The sequence below is a fragment of the Actinoplanes sp. TFC3 genome (assembly GCF_001553785.1).
Taxonomy (GTDB): domain Bacteria; phylum Actinomycetota; class Actinomycetes; order Mycobacteriales; family Micromonosporaceae; genus Actinoplanes.
Genome location: NZ_LOJP01000001.1, coordinates 1010619 through 1029198, shown reverse-complemented (window position 1 = coordinate 1029198; position 18580 = coordinate 1010619). Strand labels below are relative to the sequence as shown.

General features: G+C 69.6%; 18 protein-coding genes. 10 read left to right on the top strand and 8 right to left on the bottom strand.

The genetic code is table 11. The annotated features are described in order from the left end of the window. Positions 1-25: 25 nt before the first annotated feature. Entirely contained in the window at positions 26-1441 is a 1416-nt protein-coding gene (locus TFC3_RS04635; RefSeq protein WP_067496050.1) for a M1 family metallopeptidase, read from the bottom strand. Positions 1442-1552: 111 nt separating this feature from the next. On the opposite strand from TFC3_RS04635, the gene TFC3_RS04630 reads away from it, so the two are divergent. Next, positions 1553-2386 carry a hypothetical protein gene (locus TFC3_RS04630; protein ID WP_067496048.1) on the top strand — a complete coding sequence of 278 codons (834 nt, stop codon included), beginning with the start codon at positions 1553-1555 and terminating at the stop codon, positions 2384-2386. Beyond that, the gene (locus TFC3_RS04625; protein ID WP_067496045.1) at positions 2383-2778 is read left to right on the top strand and encodes a GntR family transcriptional regulator; all 396 of its coding nucleotides are present in this window, start codon (positions 2383-2385) and stop codon (positions 2776-2778) included. The genes TFC3_RS04630 and TFC3_RS04625 overlap by 4 nt, the downstream gene beginning before the upstream one ends. A gap of 71 nt (positions 2779-2849) precedes the next feature. On the opposite strand, the gene TFC3_RS04620 is transcribed toward TFC3_RS04625, so the two are convergent. Together TFC3_RS04620 and guaB are read right to left on the bottom strand one after the other, a co-directional pair. Continuing rightward, entirely contained in the window at positions 2850-3968 is a 1119-nt protein-coding gene (locus tag TFC3_RS04620; protein ID WP_067496042.1) for a GuaB3 family IMP dehydrogenase-related protein, read from the bottom strand. Between the two features lie 27 nt (positions 3969-3995). Next, positions 3996-5483 (bottom strand): IMP dehydrogenase, encoded by a 1488-nt coding sequence (guaB, locus tag TFC3_RS04615; RefSeq protein ID WP_067496031.1) that lies wholly within the window; start codon positions 5481-5483, stop codon positions 3996-3998. A gap of 121 nt (positions 5484-5604) precedes the next feature. Between guaB and TFC3_RS04610 the strand changes: the two genes are divergently transcribed. Then, positions 5605-6006 (top strand): DUF5319 domain-containing protein, encoded by a 402-nt coding sequence (locus TFC3_RS04610; RefSeq protein WP_067496029.1) that lies wholly within the window; start codon positions 5605-5607, stop codon positions 6004-6006. An 89-nt stretch (positions 6007-6095) separates the two neighbouring features. Here TFC3_RS04610 and TFC3_RS04605 read toward each other — a convergent pair whose 3' ends face one another. Then, positions 6096-6941, bottom strand: a complete 846-nt coding sequence (locus tag TFC3_RS04605) for a helix-turn-helix transcriptional regulator (RefSeq protein WP_067496026.1) — start codon at positions 6939-6941, stop codon at positions 6096-6098. A gap of 243 nt (positions 6942-7184) precedes the next feature. Between TFC3_RS04605 and TFC3_RS04600 the strand changes: the two genes are divergently transcribed. After that, positions 7185-7571, top strand: coding sequence for a WhiB family transcriptional regulator (locus tag TFC3_RS04600; protein ID WP_067496023.1), 387 nt, complete (start codon positions 7185-7187; stop codon positions 7569-7571). A 221-nt stretch (positions 7572-7792) separates the two neighbouring features. Here the strand turns inward: TFC3_RS04600 and TFC3_RS04595 are convergent, their stop codons facing one another. The 4 genes from TFC3_RS04595 to groES all read right to left on the bottom strand — a co-directional run bounded on the left by TFC3_RS04595 (position 7793) and on the right by groES (position 12016). Beyond that, positions 7793-9277 (bottom strand): molybdopterin-dependent oxidoreductase, encoded by a 1485-nt coding sequence (locus tag TFC3_RS04595; RefSeq protein WP_067496020.1) that lies wholly within the window; start codon positions 9275-9277, stop codon positions 7793-7795. A 3-nt stretch (positions 9278-9280) separates the two neighbouring features. Continuing rightward, positions 9281-9895: a hypothetical protein gene (locus tag TFC3_RS04590; protein WP_082772364.1), complete on the bottom strand. Its 615-nt coding sequence runs from the start codon at positions 9893-9895 to the stop codon at positions 9281-9283. A gap of 89 nt (positions 9896-9984) precedes the next feature. Then, complete coding sequence (gene groL / locus TFC3_RS04585; protein WP_067496014.1) at positions 9985-11628, bottom strand: chaperonin GroEL; 1644 nt, start codon at positions 11626-11628, stop codon at positions 9985-9987. Positions 11629-11701: 73 nt separating this feature from the next. Beyond that, positions 11702-12016 carry a co-chaperone GroES gene (groES, locus tag TFC3_RS04580; protein ID WP_082771855.1) on the bottom strand — a complete coding sequence of 105 codons (315 nt, stop codon included), beginning with the start codon at positions 12014-12016 and terminating at the stop codon, positions 11702-11704. 216 nt (positions 12017-12232) lie between these two features. Here groES and TFC3_RS04575 point away from each other — a divergent pair, with 216 nt between their 5' ends. The 6 genes from TFC3_RS04575 (at position 12233) to TFC3_RS04550 (ending at position 18574) form a co-directional block, all read left to right on the top strand. Continuing rightward, positions 12233-13402, top strand: a complete 1170-nt coding sequence (locus TFC3_RS04575; RefSeq protein WP_067496010.1) for a class I SAM-dependent methyltransferase — start codon at positions 12233-12235, stop codon at positions 13400-13402. After that, positions 13395-13877 (top strand): Cys-tRNA(Pro) deacylase, encoded by a 483-nt coding sequence (ybaK, locus tag TFC3_RS04570; RefSeq protein WP_067496007.1) that lies wholly within the window; start codon positions 13395-13397, stop codon positions 13875-13877. Before TFC3_RS04575 ends, ybaK begins: the two co-directional genes overlap by 8 nt. A gap of 266 nt (positions 13878-14143) precedes the next feature. Further along, positions 14144-15247: a sugar ABC transporter substrate-binding protein gene (locus TFC3_RS04565; RefSeq protein WP_067496004.1), complete on the top strand. Its 1104-nt coding sequence runs from the start codon at positions 14144-14146 to the stop codon at positions 15245-15247. A gap of 79 nt (positions 15248-15326) precedes the next feature. Next, a complete protein-coding gene (locus TFC3_RS04560) occupies positions 15327-16139 on the top strand; it encodes an ATP-binding cassette domain-containing protein (protein ID WP_067496002.1) in 813 nt (270 codons plus the stop codon). Beyond that, complete coding sequence (locus tag TFC3_RS04555; protein ID WP_067495999.1) at positions 16136-17392, top strand: sugar ABC transporter permease; 1257 nt, start codon at positions 16136-16138, stop codon at positions 17390-17392. Before TFC3_RS04560 ends, TFC3_RS04555 begins: the two co-directional genes overlap by 4 nt. A gap of 3 nt (positions 17393-17395) precedes the next feature. Beyond that, entirely contained in the window at positions 17396-18574 is a 1179-nt protein-coding gene (locus tag TFC3_RS04550; RefSeq protein ID WP_067495996.1) for an ROK family transcriptional regulator, read from the top strand. Positions 18575-18580: the final 6 nt, after the last annotated feature.

Sequence of the window (18580 nt, the reverse complement as noted above, 5' to 3'; positions counted from 1 at the left end):
GCCTCGCACACTTAGTAGACGCCTGCTAGGGCCGTGTGGGTGCAGTCTTGTTTTCGAGCCACTGGCGAAAAAAGCCCTTCAGGTCGCGGCCGGCTGCCCGTTCGGCCGCCGCGATGAAGTCGGCGGTGGTCGCGTTGCCGTCGCGGTGCTCGGCCGGCCAGGACTTGAGCAGCGCGAAAAACGCCTGGTCACCGATGGTCTTGCGGAGGGCGTGCACGAGCATCGCGCCGCGCTGGTAGACGGCGTCGCCGAAGATCTGGTCCCGCCCCGGATCACCGGTCGGCGTCTTCCAGTCGAAACCGTCGAAGGCTGCGTCGAACGACTGCTGGGTGGTCCGCTCACCCTTGTGTTCGAGCCAGAGCCATTCCGCGTACGTGGCAAAGCCCTCGTTCAACCAGATGTCCTGCCAGCGTTCGAGGGCAACGCTGTCGCCGTACCACTGATGCGCCAACTCGTGCGCTACCACCGTGGGATTGGTGCTGCTGCGGAAGAAGACGTTGCCGTACACGGGCCGCGACTGGGTTTCCAGCGCATAGCCGACCCGGTCGTCATCGATGACCACCCCGCCGTACGAGTCGAACGGGTAGGGCCCGAACCGGGTGACCAGGAAGTCGGCGATCTCCCCGGTCAGCGTCATCGACCGGGCGGCCGGCCCGTTCGCCGGCAACGACTCCGGAACGGCGGTGATCAACGGCTTCCCGTCATGCGTCGACGTGGTCACCCGGTACTGTCCAATGACGACGGTAGCGAGGTAGCTGGCCATTGGCTTGGCCTCGCTCCACCGCCACGTCGTCCAGCCGCCAGCGGTGCTGCGCTCCCCCGGCACCCCGTTGCTGATCGCCTCGACCCCGTCCGGCACGGTCATCGCCAGGGCAAAGGTCGCCTTGTCGGACGGATGATCGTTCACCGGGAACCAGGTGCTCGCCGATTCGGGCTGCCCCAGGGCGAAGGCGCCATCGTTGGTACGAAGCCAGCCCCCATCCCCCAGCGCATCATTGCTCAACGGCTCAGGCCGCCCGCCGTAGTCGATCGTGACAGTGAAGCTGGTGCCCTTGACGATCCCGGCCGCCGGCGTGATCGTCAGCTCGTCCTGCACGGCCTTGCTGGTGGCCGGCTGACCGCCGATGCTGACCTTGCTGACCGCGAGCCCGGCCAGGTCGAGGTTGAAGCTCGACAGGTCCTGGGTGGCGGTGGCCGTAACGTTCGCGGTGCCGTTCAACAGCCCGGTCTTCGGGTCGTAGCGCAGGTCGAGGTCGTATCCGGCGACGTCATACCCACCGTTGCCGTACGTCGGGAAGTACGGATCACCGGCGCCGTCTGCTCCCGGCGCGAAGCTCGGCGGCGGCTGACTGCTCGGCGCGGTCCCGGGCGACCCGTCGTCCCCGGTGCACCCGCCCACGGCGAGCACAGCCACCATCACCGCCGCCATCCCAGCCCGCATGCCCCCAACGTACGTCTCCTCCGCCGGGAACACCGACTTGTATCGACCAGTTGACACAAGCTCCCGTCGCGGCCACTATTTGTGTCACCCGTCTGACACAAAGGAGCGACGATGACACTGCTCCCGGTAATACTGCTGGCCCTCGCCGGGGCCGGTGTCCTGCTGAGCCTTCTGGCTGTCTGGCTCTGGCGCCGACCAGCCGGGATGCCGACCGCGCTGCCCCGGTGGGCCGGAGTGGGGATCGGCCTGGTCATCGCCGTCATAACCGCACGATCCGGCGGCCTCGGCAGCGGCCTGCTGCTCGCCGCACCCCTGTTCGCCTGGTGCGCGCTCACCGGGGTTCTCGTCGGTGAGCTTCTGATGCGGCGTCCGGACGGGCCCACCCGTACCGCCACCCTTGAAGTCCGCCGCATCCGGAACTACCTGCCTCGCGCGCTGAGCACGGCCGTCGCAGCCAGTGGCGGGCTCCTTCTGCTGGTGCTGTGCGCCACGACGGCCGCCGGGCAGCCGGACGACAGGGGACGCGCCGGGCGTTCGCTCGGCCGCCAATGCACGCCCGACCTGGTCGAGGCTCACGGACCGTGGCCGGGCTCGTACTACACCGTTGCGGTAGCGGTTGTCGTGCTGATCGGGCTCGGCATGGCGTACGCCGCCCTGCACACCGTCGTGCGACGCCCACGGTTCGGCGAGGTTTCCGCCGATGACGCGCTGCGCCGGCGCTCGGCCGGTGCGGTCGTCGGCGCGGTGGGCCTGCTGATCGCGATCCCGTTGGCCGGAGTGAGCCTCACCGCGGCGGGCCGCCTGTTCGCCTTCTCGTGCGCACCGCAGTGGTGGACCGTGGTGGCGTGGGCCCTGCTGGCAGTGGTTCTCGCCGCGCTTGTCATGGTTGTCTGGTGCGCGACCACGGTGTTCACGACCAAGGACCGGGTGGGGCAGCTGCAGTGACGGACAGCCCGGCTTTGACGGTGGTCACGACCGATCCCACGCCACCGTACGAACAACTGCGCCGCCAACTGACCGAGCTCATCCGGTACGGCGTGCTGGCCCCCGGTGACCGCCTGCCACCGCTGCGCCAGCTCGCGGCCGACTTGGGCCTGGCGGTCGGCACGGTGGCCCGCACCTATCGCGAGCTGGAGCTGGCCGGGCTGGTGGTGTCCCGGCGCGGTGGTGGCACCCGGGTCGCGCCGGCTCCTCCCGCTGCGCAGGATCCGGCCGGGGTGCTACGCGACCGGGCCGGCGCGCTGCGGGAACGGGCCGCCGCCTTCGTCCGCGAGGCGCGCCTGCTGGGCGCCGACGACGACCAGATCAGATCAGCCGTCGCAGACGCGCTGACCTGATCCGCACTACCGACCTTGCCCAATGCCGACTTGTCCAGGACTCACTTGCCCAAGACTCACCTGTCGAGGTCTCATTTGTCCAGGACGAGGGCGACCTTCTGGAACTCCTTGACGTCGCTGTAGCCGCACTTGGCCATCGCGCGCTTGAGGCCGCCGAACAGGTTGAGCTGGCCGTCCGGGCGGTCGGCCGGGCCGTAGAGCAGCTCGTCCATGGTGCCGTCCGGCTCGCCGGCGATGCAGAAGCCACCGCGGGGCAGGCTCGGGTGGCTGGCTGCGGAGTGCCACCAGGCGCCGCCGGCCGGGGCGCCCTCGGCCAGCGAGAGCGGCTCGCCCAGCATGACGGCGTCGGCGCCGCAGCCGATGGCCTTGGCGATGTCGCCGGAGGTGGAGATGCCACCGTCGGCGATCAGGTGGACGTAGCGGCCACCGGTTTCGTCGAGGTAGTCGCGTCGGGCGGCCGCAGCGTCGGCGATGGCGGTGGCCATGGGGACGCGGATGCCGAGCACCGTGTCGGTGGTGGACCACTCGTCGGCGCCGATGCCCACGATGACGCCCGCGGCGCCGGTGCGCATGAGGTGCAGGGCGGTCTTGTAGTCGGTGCAGCCGCCGACGATGACCGGGAGGTCGAGGTCGGCGATGAATTCCTTGAGGTTGAGCGGCTCGTCGGTGGTCGAGACATGCTCGGCGCTGACCAGGGTGCCCTGGATGACCAGCAGGTCCACGCCGGCGTCGAGGATCACCGGGGCGAGCTGCAGGGTGTGCTGCGGGGAGACCCGGACCGCCACGGTGACGCCGCCCTCGCGGATGGCGCGCACCCGCTCGGCGATCAGCTCGGGGCGGATCGGCTCGGCGTACACCTCCTGCAGGCGCTTGGTGGCGTCCGCCTCCTCGTCGAGCGAGGCCAGCTCCTCGAGGATCTTGGTGGGGTCCTCGTAGCGGGTCCACAGGCCCTCGGCGTTGAGCACGCCCAGGCCGCCGAGACGGCCCAAGGCGACGGCGGAGGCCGGGCTCATGGTGGCGTCCGACGGGTGCGCGACGCAGGGGATCTTGAACGGGTAGGCGTCCAGCTTCCACTCGGTGGACACGTCGTCCACGTCGCGGGTGCGGCGGCTCGGAACGATCGCGATGTCGTCCAGGTGGTAGCCGCGCTGGGCGGTCTTGCCGAGACCGATTTCCACCACGTCGCGCATGTCAGATACCTCTTAAGGGGGTGGTGATCAACGGGAGTGGTAGTTGGGGGCCTCGACGGTCATCTGGATGTCGTGCGGGTGGCTTTCCTTCAGCCCCGCAGCGGTAATCCTGATGAGCTGGCCGCGCTGCTGCAAATCGGGGATCGTCTCGGCCCCGACGTAGCCCATCGCCGCGCGCAAGCCGCCGACGAGCTGGTGCGCCACCCGCGACAGCGGCCCGCGGTAGGGCACCTGGCCCTCGACGCCCTCGGGAACCAGCTTGTCCTCGGTGACATCCTGCTGGAAGTAACGGTCCTTGGAGTAGGACTTGGCCTGGCCCCGCGACTGCATCGCACCGAGCGAGCCCATGCCGCGGTAGGCCTTGAACTGCTTGCCGTTGACGAAGATCAGGTCACCGGGACTCTCCTCGGAGCCGGCCAGCAGCCCGCCCAGCATGACCGTGTCGGCGCCGGCCACGATCGCCTTGGCGATGTCGCCGGAGTGCTGGATGCCCCCGTCCGCGATGACCGGGACCCCGGCCGCGTGGCAGGCGCGGGCGGCTTCCATCACGGCGGTGATCTGCGGGACACCGACACCGGCGACGATGCGGGTCGTGCAGATGGCACCGGGTCCCACGCCCACCTTCACCGCGTCGGCACCGGCCTCGACCAGCGCCTTGGCCCCGGCGTAGGTGGCGATGTTGCCGCCCACGATGTCGGTGGTGGTGTCCTTCTTCAGCCGCGCGACCATCTCGAGCACGGCGCGCTGGTGACCGTGGGCGGTGTCGACGATGACCACGTCGACACCCGCGTCGATCAGGGCCCGGGCCCGCTTGTACGACTCGTCGCCCACCCCGACCGCCGCGGCGACCCGCAGCCGGCCCTGGGCGTCCTTGGTGGCGTTGGGGAACTGCTCGCTCTTGGTGAAGTCCTTGACAGTGATCAGCCCGCGCAGCCGGCCGGTGCCGTCGACCAGCGGCAGCTTCTCGACCTTGTGCCGCTGCAGCAGGACGAGCGCCTCCTCCTTGCTGACCCCCACCTCGGCGGTGATCAGCGGCGCCTTGGTCATCACCTCGCGCACCTTCACCGAGGCGTCGGTGACGAAGCGCATGTCGCGGTTGGTGACGATGCCGACCAGCACGCCCTCGGCGTCAACCACCGGGACGCCGGAGATGCGGTAGCGCCCGCAGAGCTGGTCGACCTCCTGCAAGGTGTCGTCAGGGCTGCAGGTGACCGGGTTGGTGATCATGCCGGACTCGGAGCGCTTGACCAGGTCGACCTGGGACGCCTGGTCCTCCAGCGACAGGTTACGGTGCAGCACGCCGATGCCGCCCTGGCGGGCCATCGCGATGGCCATCCGCGCCTCGGTGACGGTGTCCATCGCGCTGGACAGCAGCGGGATGGAGAGCTCGACGTTGCGGGTCATCCGGGTGATCGTGTTGACCCGGCTCGGCACCACGTCGGATTCGCCGGGCTGCAGCAGGACGTCGTCGAACGTCAGACCGAGAGGAACCGTGCGCGCGGACTCAGTTTCCACAGATCATCCCTAGAGAAGAGGCGGAGTGTCTCATCCTACTCATCGCTCAGGCGGGACCCGTGGGGGCGGACAGCGGGTGCGGGCCACCACACAATGCCATCCGGTGGGTACGGTAGACCCTGTGCAGGAAGAGCCGATCGACCCGTTCAGCGGCGACCCCGCAGACCCGGCCGCGGGCCTCGACGACCTCTCGGAGGACGCCGAGCAGGACCCGCTGACCGAGGCTGAGCGTCAGGACGTCCTCGAGGACCTCTCCGACCTGGAGATCTATCAGGCGCTGCTGAGCCCCACGGGGATCCGCGGGCTGGTCATAGAGTGCGAGGACTGTCACGAGCCGCACTACTTCGACTGGGATCTGCTGCGAGGAAATCTGCGGCATCTGCTGTCGTCCGGGCGCCCGCGCGTGCACGAGCCGGCCTATGACCCGGATCCGGACCGCTATGTCACGTGGGAATATGCGCGCGGCTACGCCGACGGCGTGCACGACACGTTGACCGAAGGCACGGACGACGAGCCCAAATAAGCTCGCCGCCCGCGCCTTTCGCGCCGTCGGCAGAGAAACGTCGCGCCTTCGGTAGTGAAAGGCTGCGCCTCACGCCGGCCGTGCAGACCTCAGGCGACCAGACCGGCGCGGAAGCCGGCGGCCACCGCGTGCGCCCGGTCGCGAGCGCCCAGCTTGCGGAAGAGCCGCCGCGCGTGGGTCTTCACCGTGTCCTCGGACACGAACAACTCGCGCCCGATCTCTGCGTTGCTCTTGCCGTCGGCCATGCCGCGCAGCACCTGCAGTTCGCGTTCGGTAAGGGTGAGGCGCCGCCCGGTCGGGGCGACCTCGCCGGGACGGGCCTCATTGCCCGGCCAGACCATCGGGCGCCCGGTGGCCGGGTCGATGTCGGATCCGTCGCCACGCTGCGCGGGGACCATGGGTGAGTTGGGCAGGATCGCGGGGATGCCCGCCGCGTTCGGGGTGCCGGCCATTGCCAGGCCGTCACGGTGCAGACCACGGGCGGTGGCCGAGTTGTTGTTGCGGCCCGCCTGACCGACCGCCGCCGGCTGGGCGTTTGCGCCGTTGATCGGCATGCCCTGGGGGCGCACCGGCAACAGCAACAGCAGCAGCGCCTTGGCGACGACGCTGACCAGGTCGTGCTCGACGCCGCGGATGACGCCGCGGGCGCCGGCGGCGACCGTGGCGGCGGCGACCCGGGGGTCTTCCGCGCCGAACAGAACGACCTGCGCCTGCGGGGCGCGGGCGAGGACGCGGCGGGTGAAGCCGACGCTGTCGGGACGGGTCACGGCGGTGTCGGCCAGAACTACCTCGGCCGGTCTCTCAGCCAGACGGATCATGGCCTCGGTCTCGCTCACCGCGGTCCGCACGACACCGGTCATGCCGAGCCGGGCCGCGGTGGACGCGACGGTCTGGGCCGCCAGTGGGGTACGGACGCACACGAGGACGGTACGCACAGTGATCCTCCTTCTCTCTCAGAGGAGATCACGCGAGGGCCGCAGCATTACGCGCTTTAGATGGAAAAAATGGGAAACATCGGTAGAGTTCGCGGCACCGATGGGATACGGCTGTGCAACAGCCGACGAAGACATCGACATGTCGTGTGTGATCCGGCATGCGCCTGGGTACACCGGCGGCAGGCCTGAGCCATGGCCCTCATCACAAACACTCCGCGGTGCCGCGCGGGAGGAGGGTGTTTGATGTCCAACGTTCGCAGACTGCCCGGGCCCATCGCCGACCTGTGGGACTGGCAGCGACTCGGCCTCTGCCGGGGCCGGGACAGTGCCCAGTTCTTCCACCCCGACGGCGAGCGCGGGTCGTCCCGCAACCGCCGCGAGTCCAAAGCCAAGTCGATGTGCGGTGCTTGCCCGGTGCGGGCCGAGTGCGCCGCCCACGCACTGGCCGTCCGGGAGCCCTACGGCGTCTGGGGAGGCCTCAGCGAAGCGGAGCGGCTGCGGCTGCTCGCGGTTGGCTGGGAGGACCTCGCCGATCATCACGGACGGGTGGACCTGGCGCGGCTGGAGGCACGCCTCGGGCGGCCCCACAAGTCGACCGTTCCGGCACAGCGGCAGGCACCGGCAGCCTGACGACGCACCAAGCGCGGCACTACGACACAACTGACGACGCGGTTCCCGGCGGAGAGCCGCGTCGAAGTATTCCGCGGCATGTCAGCCGCATCCGTGGACATGCAAGCCACCGTATGAGCGAACTTGGCAACACCGTCGGACGAAAAGTGCGGCTTTCGCGTGACACCTTGACACGCACGAGTCAAGAGAAGCTATCCACCAAGCGCGACGCGTTGGCAGGTTCAGCCGATCGAGACCCGCACCGAATGCCACCCGGTGGCCCCGTCCGGCGCGGGCGGTGCCGGGGTGCTTGTCTGCGTCTCGCCCGCGGCGTCAGTGGCCCGTACCCGGATCGTGTGGTCCCCCTTGGTGGCCGCCCACCGGTACGACCATTGCACCCACGTGTCCACCGAGACCGGCGCCGCCACCGAAGCCACCGTCCACGGCCCGTTGTCCACCTGCACCTCGACCTTGTTGATCCCCCGGTGCTGAGCCCAGGCCACCCCGGCCACCATCACGTCCCCAGCCGCCTTCTTGCTGCCGTCGCGCGGGCTGTCGATGCGTGACTCGGTCTTGATGGGACCGAGCGCCGACCAGCCGCGGGGCACCCAGTACGCGTCGAAGTCGACAAACCGGGTCAGCTCGAGTTCGGTGACCCACTTGCACGCCGACACGTAGCCGTACAGGCCGGGTACGACCAGGCGCGCCGGGAACCCGTGCGGCACCGGCAACGGCTCGCCGTTCATGCCGATCGCGAGCAGGGCATCCCGGCCGTCGCGCAGCACCGCGGTGGGGCTGCCGCAGGTCCAGCCGTCCACCGAGCGCGCTACCACCTGATCGGCTCCCGGCAACGGGTCTGCCTCGTCGAGCAGGTCCTTCAGCGAGGTGCCGAGCCACCGTGCGTTGCCGATCAGGTCGCCGCCGACCTCGTTGGACACGCACGCCAGCGTCACGTAGCGCTCGATCATCGGCCGCTGCAGCAGTTGCGCCCAGGTGATGGTGATCGGGTTGCGCACCATGCCGTGGATGCGCAGCTCCCAGGTCGACGGGTCGACCTGCGGCGGGTACAGCGAGGTGTCGATGCGGTAGAAATCCTCGTTCGAGGTCACCGCGGAAGCCGGAACGGTCGGTGCCTGGGTCGTGGGCTCGGGCAGCACCACCGCCTTGCGGGCCTCGGTGACTGCGCGACGGGAGGTGAGCAGCCGGCCACCGAACCCGCCGGCAATCGCCACCCCGGCCGCCGCACCTGCCCCGAGCAGGAAGCGCCGGCGGGAGCCCCCGAGATCCGGTTGCGGCTCGACATCGCGGGCCAGCGGGAGCAGCAGCCGCAGCGCGAGCACGGCAGTCCCGCCCGCCACCAGCGAGGGCAGGGCAGCGCCAGCTCCGGCGTCGTGCCGGGTCACTGCGGCGCCCACGCCGATCGCCACGAAAAGGGCGATCCCCAGGTACGACCAAAGCCATGATCGCAGCGCAACGATCCCGATCAACGCGGCGTAAGCAGCCAGCAGCACGGCGGTGCCGGTGAGCAGCGCGGTCTTGTCGTGCGTGCCGAACACCGCGATGCCGAAGTCCTTCACCGGCGCGGGCACCGTGTCGACCACCACGCCCCCGACCGCGAGCAGCGGTGAGGACAACGCCCCGGTGAACACAGCCACGACCTCGGCCGCACCGAGCCCCACCGCGGCGGAAGCTATCCCGGCCAGACCTGCCCGCAACGCAAGTTTCACCCGCTAATGGTGCACCGCTCGCAGGGGTGGCAGCGCGCCGGCCAAGGCATCGAGTAGGTCAAGGTCACATCGCTCGGCACGGGGCTCGGGCAGCTTGGGCACCCCGATGGCGGGCAGATCCCAGATGACCCGCCCCGGCGCCAGGCTTTCCAGCGCCGAGTACCACTGCTGCAGCGGCTCCCGCAACTGCACGTGGGCGGCGAAGTTGCGCCGGCGCCGGGTGTCGTCACCGTCGCGGCGGCGTTGCAGAGTTTCGGTGTCGGGCAACCCGACCAGTACGGCGTCAGCGAACCCGAGCCGCCCGGAGCGCACCGCCTCCCGGGTCACCGCGAGTTCCCGGTCGAAGCGGGCCCGCGGGGCCAGCCCGAGCGCGGCCATGCCCCACGCGTAGTGCAGCTTGACCGGGTCGGTGTCGCAGAACGCCACCCCGTCCTCGCGTTCCAGCTCGCCCGCCATCGCCCAGCGGGCCATCCCGGTACGCACCCAGTGCCGCGCCTGCGCCGCCTCGTCGGCCTGCACCGGGCCGGAGCCGCGCGACTCGGGTACGTACCGCCCGACGTACCGGCGGCACCAGGCGGTCTTCCCGGCCGCGCTGGGACCCTCCACGACGACAATCACCTGGCGCACCTTTCCCCGTGAGCGGGCCATGCATCAAAACACGACAAAGGCGCGCCGCGGAAAGCGACGCGCCCCTGACGTGAGCTGGATCAGAAACCGGGGCCGTGCTGGTGGCCGTGGCCACCGTGGCTGTGCCCACCGGCCGCGGCCGGCTCGGGCTCGGCCGGCTTCTCCACCACGAGGCTCTCCGTGGTGAGCAGCAGCGCGGCGATCGAGACGGCGTTGGAGACCGCGTTGCGGGTCACCTTGACCGGGTCGATGATGCCGGAGGCGGCCAGGTCGACGTACTCGTCGGTGGCCGCGTTGAGCCCGTGTCCCCAGTCGAGGCCGGAAACCTTGCCCACCACGACGTAGCCGTCGTGGCCGGCGTTCTGCGCGATCCAGCGCAGCGGCTCGACGAGGGCCTTGCGCACGATCGACACGCCGATCGCTTCTTCGCCGGTCAGGCCGAGGTCGCCTTCGAGCGCGGAGATGCTCTGCGCCAGGGCGGCGCCGCCGCCGGGCACGGTGCCCTCCTCGACCGCAGCCTTGGTCGCCGCGATGGCGTCCTCGATGCGGTGCTTGCGCTCCTTCATCTCGACCTCGGTCGCGGCGCCGGCCTGGATCACGGCGATGCCGCCGGAGAGCTTGGCCAGCCGCTCGGACAGCTTCTCGCGGTCCCAGTCGGAGTCCGAGGCCTCGATCTCCTTGCGGATCTGCGAGACCCGGTCCTCGATCTCGGCCTTCTTACCGCCACCGTCGACGATGGTGGTGTTCTCCTTGTCGACCACGACGCGCCGGGCGCTGCCCAGCATGTCGACGGTGACCTGGTCGAGCTTGTAGCCGAGCTCGGGGGCGATCAGCTCGCCGCCGGTGGCGATCGCGAGGTCCTGCAGCATCGCCTTGCGGCGGTCCCCGAAGCCCGGAGCCTTCACCGCGGCGACCTTGAAGGTCTTGCGCAGCGCGTTGACCACGAGCGTGGACAGCGCCTGACCCTCGACGTCCTCGGCGATGATGAGCAGCGGCTTGCCGGTCTGCAGGACCTTCTCCAGCAGCGGCAGCAGCTCCTCGACGCTGGAGATTTTCTGCGTGGTGATGAGCAGGTAGGCGTCCTCGAGGACGGCTTCCTGCGACTCGGCGTCGGTCACGAAGTTCGGGGAGATGAAGCCCTTGTCGAACTGCAGGCCCTCGGTGACGACGAGCTCGGTGCTGAGCGCGGAGCCCTCCTCGACGGTGATGACCCCGTCGCGGCCGACCTTGTCCATCGCCTCGGCGATCAGCTCGCCGATGGTGGCGTCCTGCGCCGAGATGGTGGCGACGTTGGCGATCGCCTTGTGATCGGCAACCTCGACGGCCTTGGCCAGCAGCGCCTTGGAGACGGCCTCGGCGGCCTGGTCCATGCCGCGCTTGAGCGCGATCGGGTTGGCGCCCGCGGTGACGTTGCGCAGGCCCTCACGCACCAGCGCCTGGGCGAGCACGGTCGCCGTGGTGGTCCCGTCGCCGGCGACGTCGTTGGTCTTGGTCGCCACCTCCTTGACCAGTTGCGCACCGAGGTTCTGGTACGGGTCGGAGAGCTCGATCTCCTTGGCGATGGTGACACCGTCATTGGTGATCGTCGGCGCGCCGAACTTCTTGTCGAGGACGACATTGCGCCCGCGCGGGCCGAGGGTGACCTTGACCGTGTCGGCGAGCGTGTTGACGCCGTGCTCCAGCAGGTGCCGGGCGTCGTCGGAGAAGCTGAGAATCTTCGCCATCTATGGTCCCTTCACGCACCGGCGCCCTGCCCCAGAGAACTCCGGAACAGGGCGCTGGCGCAGTCGGTAGGTCTTACTTCTCGATGACCGCGAGGACGTCGCGGGCGGAGAGCACCAGGTACTCCTCGCCGGCGTACTTGACCTCGGTGCCGCCGTACTTGGAGTAGAGCACCGTCTCGCCGACCTTGACGTCGACCGGGATGCGGTTGCCCTTGTCGTCGATGCGGCCAGGGCCCACAGCGAGGACGGTGCCCTCCTGCGGCTTCTCCTTGGCGGTGTCGGGGATCACGATGCCCGACGCGGTGGTCGTCTCGGCCTCGTTCGCCTGGACCACGATCCGGTCCTCGAGCGGCTTGATCGCAACCTTGGTCGCGGTAGTCACGGGCATACCCTCCTGGGTACAACTTGCCGGCCAGCGCTGGCCGATCTCATGCCTCATGCCACCGGGCGGGGCCGTCGTCGCGGGTGCCGGTCCGCCTGGCGCAAGCGCACATCCCCGGTTGGGGTGCGCGCTGGCACCCTCAGGTTGAGAGTGCTAAGTCGGAGATTATGCCGGAACTAGCACTCCGTCAAGGAGAGTGCCAACACGGCAGAATGACTCGGCGTGGACCTCGAACTGCTTGCCGCCCTGCGCACCACCGAGGGCGGGCATGCCCTCTCGGCCGCTGCCGAGGTGTCCGGCGGCGATCCGCTGGCCGCCGCGGCCAAGCTGCGGGCCCGGGGCATCGCGGCGCCCTTGGCCGCGGCCGCGCTGACCCAGGCTGAGCTGCGCAGACGCGCCGAGAACAAATTCGGGCCGGCGGCCGCGGAGATGTTCTTCACCCGGCCCGGCTTCGAGCAGGCCACCCGGGCGGTGGTGGCCGATCGCCGGGCCGCCCGGCTGCGCGCGGCCGGGGTGACCAGCCTGGCCGACCTCGGCTGCGGGCTCGGCTCCGACGCGCTGGCCGCGGCCCGGCAGGGCATCCGGGTGCACGCGGTGGACGCCGACCCGCTGACCGCCGCCATGGCCGCCGCGAACGCCGCCGCCGCCGGGCTCGCCGACCTGGTGAGCGTGGAGTGCGCGGATGCCACCACGGTGACGGTGGAGAAGTACGACGCAGTGTTCGCCGATCCGGCCCGGCGCCGGGCCGGCCGGGGGCGGCTGATGGACCCGAGATCCTGGTCACCGCCGTGGGACTTCATTGCCGGCTTACCCGAGCGCGTACCGATGACAGTTTTGAAATTGGCTCCTGGAATCGACCATGCCCTCTTGCCTGCGGGCGCTGAGGGGGAATGGGTCAGCGTCGACGGTGATCTGGTCGAGGCGGCGTTCTGGTGCGGGCCGCTGGCCGAATTTGCACGGCGGGCGAGTTTGTTGCCTGGCGGCGCGGAACTGCACGGGTCGGGAGTCGAGCGGGCTCCGGTGGGTGCGGTGGGACGCTACCTGTACGACCCGGACCCGGCGGTGGTGCGCTCGCATCTGGTGGCCGAGTTCGCGCAGACCATCGGCGGGCGGCTGGCCGATCCGGACATCGCTTACGTCTATAGCGACGAGCCGGTGGACACTCCGTTCGGACGGCGGCTGGAGATCACCGACGTGCTGCCGTTCTCGCTCAAGCGGCTGCGCGCGTTGCTGCGCGAACGCGGGGTGGGACGGGCCGAGATCCGCAAGCGTGGCTCCGCCCTGGAACCCGAGCAGTTGCGCAAGGATCTGCGGCTGAACGGCAAGGCGGGCGTTGCGCTGGTGCTGACCCGGGTCGCGGGCGCCCCCGTCGTTATGATCTGCCGTGGCTAATAAGGCGGCCGGGACCCCGGCGACCGTGGTGCTGACGTCGGCGAAGGTGGCGCACGGGCTGCATCCGTACGATGTCCCGCCGGATTCTCCGCATTATGGCGCCCTGGTCGCCGAAGCTCTGCAGGTCAGCCCGGCCGCGGTGTTCAAGACCTTGATCGCCGAGGTGGACGGCGCGCTGACCGTGGCCGTCGTGCCGGTCACCGGCGAACTGGATCTCAAGGCCCTGGCCGGCGTGGTCGGCGGCAAGCGGGCCACCCTGGCCGATCGGGCCGCGGCCGAACGCAGCAGCGGGTACGTCCGCGGCGGCATCAGCCCGCTCGGACAGCGCAAAAGCCTGCCCACCGTGGTCGACGACTCGGCCCAGGCCCTCGCCACCATGTACGTGTCGGCGGGCCGCCGCGGTCTGCAAGTGTCGCTGCCCCCGGCCGAGCTGATCCGGCTGACCGGCGCGACCGTCGCCCGAATTCGGACATAGAAGCAGTTAGTCCTCTTTCTCCGGAGAACCACCGGTTCCGCAGCGCAATGTGACCTAGCGTCACGTTGTGGAGCAACATCCGCTACCCGGCCCGGGCACTCGAACGACCACCGGGCCGTGCCGGTTGTGCTGCAGCGCGTGACGGGAATACGTTCCCCCACACAGTGAACGACCGAGATCCTCTACGGTCCGGGGGCGGCAGTCCCGGCTACGCGCGCCAAGGGAATCCAAGGCAAGATCCGGATTGATCCGAGAGGACGCGAGGAATGCGTAAGGGAATGTTCGCTCTTGCCGCGGTGGGTCTGCTGGCTGCCGGCAGCACGGCCGCGTGCGGCGGAGACAGTGGAAGCGACTCCGGAAGCGGCGGCACCAGCGGCTCGTCCGTTGGCAAGGTCGGCGTGATTCTGCCCGACACGGCAAGCTCCCAGCGATGGGGCTCCGACGACCCGAAGTTCCTGAAGGCGGCGTTCGACGCGGCCGGGGTTTCGGCCGACATCCAGAACGCCCAGGGCGACAAGAGCCAGTTCCAGACGATCGCGGACGGCATGATCTCCAGCGGCGTCAAGGTGCTCATGATCGTCAACCTGGACTCCGGTACCGGTAAGGCGGTCCTCGACAAGGCCAAGCAGGCCGGCATCGCGACCATCGACTACGACCGGCTCACGCTCAACGGTGGCGCCCAGTACTACGTCAGCTTCGACAACACCGCCGTCGGCAAGCTGCAGGGCGAGGGTCTGGCCAAGTGCCTGACCGACATGAAGGCCAGCAAGCCGGTGGTGGCCGAGCTCAACGGCTCCCCCACCGACAACAACGCCACCCTGTTCAAGCAGGGCTACGACAGCGTGCTCAAGCCCAAGTACGAGTCCGGCGAGTACGTCAAGGGCCCGGACCAGTCGGTGCCGGACTGGGACAACGCGCAGGCAGCCACGATCTTCGAGCAGATGCTCACCCAGAACAAGAACATCAAGGGTGTGCTGGCGGCCAACGACGGTCTCGGCAACGCGGCCATCTCGGTGCTCAAGAAGCAGAGCCTCAACGGCAAGGTCCCGGTCACCGGCCAGGACGCTACCGTGCAGGGCCTGCAGAACATCCTCGCCGGCGACCAGTGCATGACCGTCTACAAGGCGATCAAGCAGGAAGCCGACGCGGCTGCCGACCTCGCCATCTCGCTGGCCAAGGGCGAGCAGAAGCAGGTCAGCCAGAAGGTGACGGACCCCGAGTCGAACGCCGAGGTTCCCTCGGTCCTGCTCGACCCGAAGCCCATCTACAAGGACAGTGTCAAGGACGTCATCGCCGATGGCTTCGTGACCAAGGACCAGGTCTGCACCGGCGACTTCGCCAAGCTCTGCACGGAAAACGGCATCAGCTGACCAGTGTTTCGCAGCTGACAACGCCGCCCACGCCTGGCCGGGGCGTGGGCGGCGGCGCATCGACAAGGGAGAACCATCCGTGGCCGCGACACCTCTTCTGGAGCTGCGCGGGATCGACAAGAGCTTCGGTCCCGTCCAGGTGCTCCACGACGTCGGACTCAGCGTCTATCCCGGCGAAGTCACCGCACTCGTCGGCGACAACGGCGCCGGCAAGTCCACTTTGGTCAAGTGCATCAGCGGGATCTACACCATCGACGCGGGCACGGTGACCTTCGACGGCAACCAGGTCGCCATCAGCAGCCCCCGCGACGCCGCGGAACTGGGCATCGAGGTCGTCTATCAGGACCTCGCACTCTGCGACAACCTCGACATCGTGCAGAACATGTTCCTGGGCCGCGAGAAGGTGCGCGGCCTGGTGCTGGACGAGCCGACGATGGAGCAGATGGCCGGCGAGACACTTGCCAGCCTGTCGGTGCGTACCGTCAAATCGTTGCGTCAGCTCGTCGCCAGCCTCTCCGGCGGCCAGCGTCAGACCGTGGCGATCGCCAAGGCCGTGCTGTGGAACAGCAAGGTGGTCATCCTCGACGAGCCGACCGCCGCGCTGGGTGTTGCGCAGACCGCGCAGGTGCTGGAGCTGGTCCGCCGGCTCGCCGACAACGGTCTCGGCGTGGTCCTGATCTCGCACAACATGAACGACGTGTTCGCCGTCTCCGACCGGATCGCCGCGCTCTACCTGGGCCGCACCGCCGCCCAGGTGAAGACCACTGACGTGACGCACTCCCAGGTGGTCGAGCTGATCACCGCCGGTCGCAGCGGAAACGTCGGCCTGCCGCCCGAGAAGCCGGTTGCCAACGCGACCTTCTCCGACATCACCCCGGGAGCCGACGCATGACCACCACGACCACCTCCAGCAGCACCGCGGTCCAGGTCGTCAAGCCGACGGTGGCCAGCCACATGCACGACTACTGGGGTCGCGTGCGCGGCGGCGACATCGGCAGCCTGCCGGCCATCCTCGGGCTCATCGTGCTCTGCCTGGTGTTCGGTATCGCCCGCCCGACGTTCTTCAGCGCCACCAACCTGGCCAACCTGTTCCCGCAGGGCGCCGCGGTCATCTTCATCGCGATGGGCCTGGTCTTCGTCCTGCTGCTCGGCGAGATCGACCTGTCCGCCGGTTTCGCCAGCGGCGTCTGCGGTGCGGTGATGGCGATCCTGCTCACCGATCACGGCTGGGACTGGTACACCGCCGTGCCGGTCGCGCTGATCACCGGCCTGGCTATCGGCTTCGTGCTGGGCTTCCTGGTGGCCAAGCTGGGCATCCCGTCCTTTGTCGTCACGCTGGCCGGCATGCTGGCGTTCCAGGGCATCCTGCTGGTGCTGCTCAGCGGCGGCAAGAACGTCTCGATCCGCGACACCTTCGTGCTGTCGCTGGCCAACAAGAACGTCCCGGTCGCCTGGAGCTGGATCCTGGCGATCATCGCGGTCGCCGGGTTCGCCGCCGTGCAGCTGATGCGGGTGCGTGGCCGGGCCGCCCGCGGGCTGGCCACCGACCCCATCGGCATCGTGGGCGCCCGCATCGGCGGGCTCGCGTTGCTGGTGCTCGTCGCGGTCGCGGTGCTGACCAAGGAGCGCAGCATCAACCCGGCGGTCATCTCGGTGAAGGGCGTGCCGATCGTGGCCCCTATCATCGCGGTCATCATGGTCATCTGGACGTTCGTGCTCGCCCGCACCACGTACGGCCGGCACGTCTACGCCGTCGGCGGCAACACCGAGGCGGCGCGCCGCGCCGGCATCCCGGTCGACCGCATCCGCATCTCGGTGTTCGTGATCGGCTCGTTCATGGCGGCGATCGGCGGCATCATCGCGGCCAGCCGGGCCAACTCGGTCGACCCGAACTCCGGCGGCAGCAACGTCCTGCTGTACGCGGTCGGCGCGGCCGTCATCGGCGGCACGAGCCTTTTCGGCGGCAAGGGCCGGGTGTTCGACGCGGTCATCGGAGGCGCGGTGATCGCGGTCATCGACAACGGCATGGGCCTGATGGGCTTCAGCTCGGGCACCAAGTTCATCTTCACCGGTCTGATCCTTCTGCTGGCGGCCAGCGTCGACGCGCTGTCGCGACGGCGGGCAGCCTCCACGGGTAACAGGTAGCCGATGCGGACGACTCCCACCCAGGAGGACGTCCGCCGCAACAACCTGGGCACGCTGCTGCGATACGTCCACATTCATGGGGCTACGTCCCGCGCGGAACTCACCACCCGCCTGGGCCTGAACCGCAGCACCATCGGGGCGCTGACCGCGGACCTCGCCGCCGCGGGACTGGTCACCGAGAAAAAAGGACCACGCGAAACCGGCCGGGCCGGACGACCATCACTGGTTGTCCGGCCCGAATCCGTCAAGGTCTACGCGTACGCCCTCAACATCGAAGTCGACCGGCTGCGCGCGGCCCGCATCGGCCTCGGCGGGCACATCCTGGACCGCCGCGAAGCCCCCCGCCCCCGCGGCATGCAGGTGGTCGACGCGGTCCAGCCCCTCGCCGGCTTCATCCACGAGATGCGCGCGGCGGTGCCCGAGGGCTCCCGGTACGTCGGTGCCGGGCTGGCCATCGCCGGCATGGTGCGCCGCGCGGACGGCATGGTCCGGCTCGCCCCGACGATCGGCTGGGTGGACGAGCCGGTGGGCGACGCGCTGGTCGAGCGGATCGGCGACGAGGGCCCGATGATCGTGGGCAACATCGCCGACGTCTCGGCCATGGTCGAGCACACCCGCGGCGCAGCGGCCGGCCGGGACAACGTCATCTATTTATACGGCGACGTCGGCGTGGGTGCGGGCATCATCGCCGGTGGGCGGCGCATCAGCGGGCGCGGCGGGTACGGCGGCGAAGTGGGCCACATGGTGGTCAACCCGCAGGGCGAGCTGTGCAGCTGCGGCTCCCGCGGCTGCTGGGAAACCGAAATCGGCGAGTATCCGCTGCTGCGCCTGGCCGGCCGGCCGGACCGCAGCGGGCGCGAGGCGGTGCTGGCGGTGGTGGACGCGGCGATGCGGGGCGACTGGGTGGCGCAGCAGGCCGTCCGGCAGGTGGGCGACTGGCTCGGACTCGGCGTCGGCAACCTGGTGAACATCTTCAACCCGGAGGCGGTGATCTTCGGCGGCACGCTGCGCGACATCTACCTGGTGGCCGCGGCGCAGATCCGCAGCCGGCTCAATGAGGTGGCGCTGCCGGCCTGCCGCGACGAGATCCGCCTGCGCACCCCGGAGCTGGGCCGCGACGCCGCCCTGATCGGCGCGGCCGAGCTGGCCTTCGAACGCCTGCTGGCCGATCCGCTGGTGTGACCGGGC